The 3,006-nt window shown below is 59.6% G+C and carries 4 protein-coding genes; all 4 read right to left on the reverse strand.

Annotated elements, in window-relative coordinates; all coding sequences use genetic code 11:
- Positions 1–38: 38 nt before the first annotated feature.
- The 4 genes from Q1B15_RS08300 to alr are packed head-to-tail and all read right to left on the reverse strand — an operon-like array spanning position 39 to position 2,811.
- On the reverse strand, positions 39–227 hold the full coding sequence (locus tag Q1B15_RS08300; RefSeq protein ID WP_299752855.1) for a hypothetical protein: 189 nt from the start codon (positions 225–227) through the stop codon (positions 39–41).
- Positions 228–239: 12 nt separating this feature from the next.
- Positions 240–1,001 (reverse strand): ATP-binding cassette domain-containing protein, encoded by a 762-nt coding sequence (locus tag Q1B15_RS08305; RefSeq protein ID WP_299752858.1) that lies wholly within the window; start codon positions 999–1,001, stop codon positions 240–242.
- Complete coding sequence (locus tag Q1B15_RS08310) at positions 998–1,774, reverse strand: ABC transporter permease (RefSeq protein ID WP_299752864.1); 777 nt, start codon at positions 1,772–1,774, stop codon at positions 998–1,000. The genes Q1B15_RS08305 and Q1B15_RS08310 overlap by 4 nt, the downstream gene beginning before the upstream one ends.
- The gene (gene alr, locus Q1B15_RS08315) at positions 1,771–2,811 is read right to left on the reverse strand and encodes an alanine racemase (RefSeq protein WP_299752861.1); all 1,041 of its coding nucleotides are present in this window, start codon (positions 2,809–2,811) and stop codon (positions 1,771–1,773) included. The genes Q1B15_RS08310 and alr overlap by 4 nt, the downstream gene beginning before the upstream one ends.
- Positions 2,812–3,006 lie beyond the last annotated feature (195 nt).

The raw sequence follows: 3,006 nt of genomic DNA on the forward strand, positions 1-3,006 counted from the left end.
TGCAGCGACAACAAATCCGCAGCCCCCGGTCCAGACCGTCAATGCCGGTCCACAGACGGCCGGCGGCAGAGCGGGGTCCAGATGCCGGATGTGCTAGAAAGCGCGCCGCGTCCGTCCATTGCGTCCGACACGACAGCCGTAGGCACACCGGTGAAGGCTTCGATCTGCGCCTCAGAGGGGCGTCGCGACGGGCGTTTGATCGTGAGAAGCGGCGGACCTTCGTACATGGGATGGTCTCCTTAGCGAACAGACTCGATCGGGCCTTCGGCGCTGCCGGTGATGAACTGAGTAAGATAGGGATCTCCACTGTTGTCCATTTCCGCCACAGGGCCGGTCCAGCGGATTTTCCCGCCATGTAGCATTGCAACCTTGTCGGCAATCGCGCGTACGCTGCTCATATCATGTGTGATGGTAATGGCCGTGGCGCCCATTTCGACGACAATTTCGCGGATCAGTTCGTTGATGACACCTGACATGATCGGATCAAGGCCGGTGGTTGGCTCGTCAAAGAAGATGATCTCGGGCTCGGCGGCAATCGCGCGGGCAAGGCCAACGCGCTTTTGCATGCCGCCCGACAGTTCGCCGGGAAACTGATCTGCCACATCTGGCGTCAGCCCGACGCGGCGCAGCTTCTCGATGGCAATCTCGCGGGCCTCGTCTTTAGGGCGCTTCTGCGATCCGCGCAAAAGGCGGAAGGCGACGTTTTCCCAGACGTGCAAACTGTCAAACAGCGCGCCGCCTTGAAACAACATGCCGAACCGGGCCAGAAACGTATCACGCTCGGACGAGCCCTGGCGAAGCTGCGTCACATCCTGCCCCTCGACCATGATCTCGCCCCTATCAGGCGCAATAAGTCCCAGAACGCTTTTCAGGCACACCGATTTGCCGGTGCCAGAGCCGCCGATAATCACCATGCTCTCGCCTGTGGGGATCACCAGATCGACGCCCCGAAGAACCTCTTTTGACCCGAAGGCTTTATGAACACCGCGAAGTTCGATCATCCTGCGAAAAACATCTCTGTTAGTATGAAGTTTGCGCCAAGGATCAGCACGCTCGCCGCCACAACCGCGCCTTTGGTGGCCGCACCCACACCCGCAGCACCGCGCTGCGACCGCATGCCGAAATAACAGCCCATCAATGCCGCAATGAATCCAAAGACTGCGCCTTTGGACAGGGATGACACGATGTCGACCCATTCAAGAAAGTCGATGGTATTTGTCAGATAGGTCGAGGCATTAAAGCCAAGACGGTTCACGCCGACCAGAAACCCGCCCATGATCCCGATTGTGTCGCCAACTGCGACCAGCACCGGCATAACCACGGTGGCGGCCAGTACGCGCGGCAGGGTGAGGTATTTCATCGGATTGGTTGAAAGCGTCACCAATGCGTCGATCTGCTCGGTCACTTTCATCGTTGCGATCTCGGCGGCGACGGAAGACGTGACGCGCGCGGCGATCATCAGGCCCACTAAGACGGGGCCCAACTCGCGCACCATACCGATTGCGACGATCTGAGGGACGACAGCTTCGGCCGAGAAGCGCGCGCCGCCTGCGAAAATTTGTAACGCCAAAGCGCCGCCGGTGAAGATTGTGGTCAGCCCGACAACCGGCAGAGAATTCCAGCCAATTTGTAATAGCTGCACGCCAAATTCACGCGGATACCACGGCGGACGGGCCAGATGGCTGATCGTGTCGAAGGCGAAGATCGCCACACGGCCGATAGCGGCCAAAGCGCCCAGGACAAACGCCCCTATCGCGGCTAGAAACCTCACTATGCGCCCTCGTATCGGCGCGCATAGCGATGACCAAGCGAGGTCAGAATTTCATAGCCAATCGTGCCTGCGCACGCGGCAAGATCATCGACGCTTTGATGCGTGCCTAAAACGTCCAAAGTGTCGGGCACCTCGTCCAGATGGGTCACGTCGACGGTAATAAGGTCCATCGAAACACGCCCCACAACGGGGCAAGCCACGTCGCCTGCATAAATCTGCGCGCCTTGGCCCATCGAACGGATCAGCCCATCGGCGTAACCCGCAGAAATCGTCGCAATCTGGCGTTCGATATCGGCTTCCCACGCGTTGCCATACCCAACCGTTTCAAACGGGCGCACGCTGCGTGTCTGAACCACCGGGACCGACAGACGCACAACAGGCGTCGCTTCGGTGAACGGCAAGCCGCCGTAAAGCCCGATGCCCGGACGCACGAGCTCGAAATGATATTCCGGGCCGAGCAGAAGTCCGCCAGTCGCGGCCAAAGATCGCCGCGCGACACCTTCGGTCATCTCGATAAAGGCCCGCAACTGTTGGTGGTTCATTGGATGATCGGGCGTGTCGGCGCAGGCCAGATGCGAGATCACCAATCTTGGCCCCGCCGCCATCAGATCGCCGCGCAAAGCCGCCCAGTCGTTGGGCTCCATCCCTAGTCTGTTCATTCCGGTGTCAAGCTGCACACCAAAGGCGTGCCCCGGCGTTTCAGAAAAATGACGTGCCACCTGTTCGGGGCTGTTCAGCATTGGGATCAGATCTGCTGAATGTAACGCGTCTCCGTCCCCCGCCATATGGCCGGAAAACACGTAAATATCGGCGCCGTCGTCCACCACATGACGCAGGGCCACGCCTTCGCCAGCCAAGGCCACAAAAAAGCTGCGTACGCCGTGTGCCGTCAGCCTTCGCGCAACACGGGTGACATCAAGACCGTAGGCGTCTGCTTTGACGACCGCTGCGGTTTCGACATGATCCGCAGACATCGCGTCCAGCGCCCGCCAATTGGCGGCCACGGCGTCAAGATCGATGAAAAGCTCTGCTGCACCCATGGATATGGGTTTCCGACAAGGGGCGGGGCGGGTCAAGGGAAAAGCCAGCGTCAGACCCCGGCTGAAAACTCCACCATCAGATAGAAGTGGCCAAACGTGGCCAGCGCGACAAGGGCGAGATGAAACAAAACCCATACCCATGCCAGATGGTCAAATTTGCGCGCTCTCATAAAGGCGCCGAGCATCCAGACCAAT

The sequence above is a fragment of the uncultured Boseongicola sp. genome (assembly GCF_937988555.1).
In the GTDB taxonomy this organism is placed as follows: Bacteria; Pseudomonadota; Alphaproteobacteria; order Rhodobacterales; family Rhodobacteraceae; genus Boseongicola.

Coding starts and splice junctions, on each gene's coding strand:
- Q1B15_RS08300 (WP_299752855.1), bottom strand. CDS start 227: ATGTACGAAGGTCCGCCGCTTCTCACGATCAAACGCCCGTCGCGACGC.
- Q1B15_RS08305 (WP_299752858.1), bottom strand. CDS start 1,001: ATGATCGAACTTCGCGGTGTTCATAAAGCCTTCGGGTCAAAAGAGGTT.
- alr (WP_299752861.1), bottom strand. CDS start 2,811: ATGGGTGCAGCAGAGCTTTTCATCGATCTTGACGCCGTGGCCGCCAAT.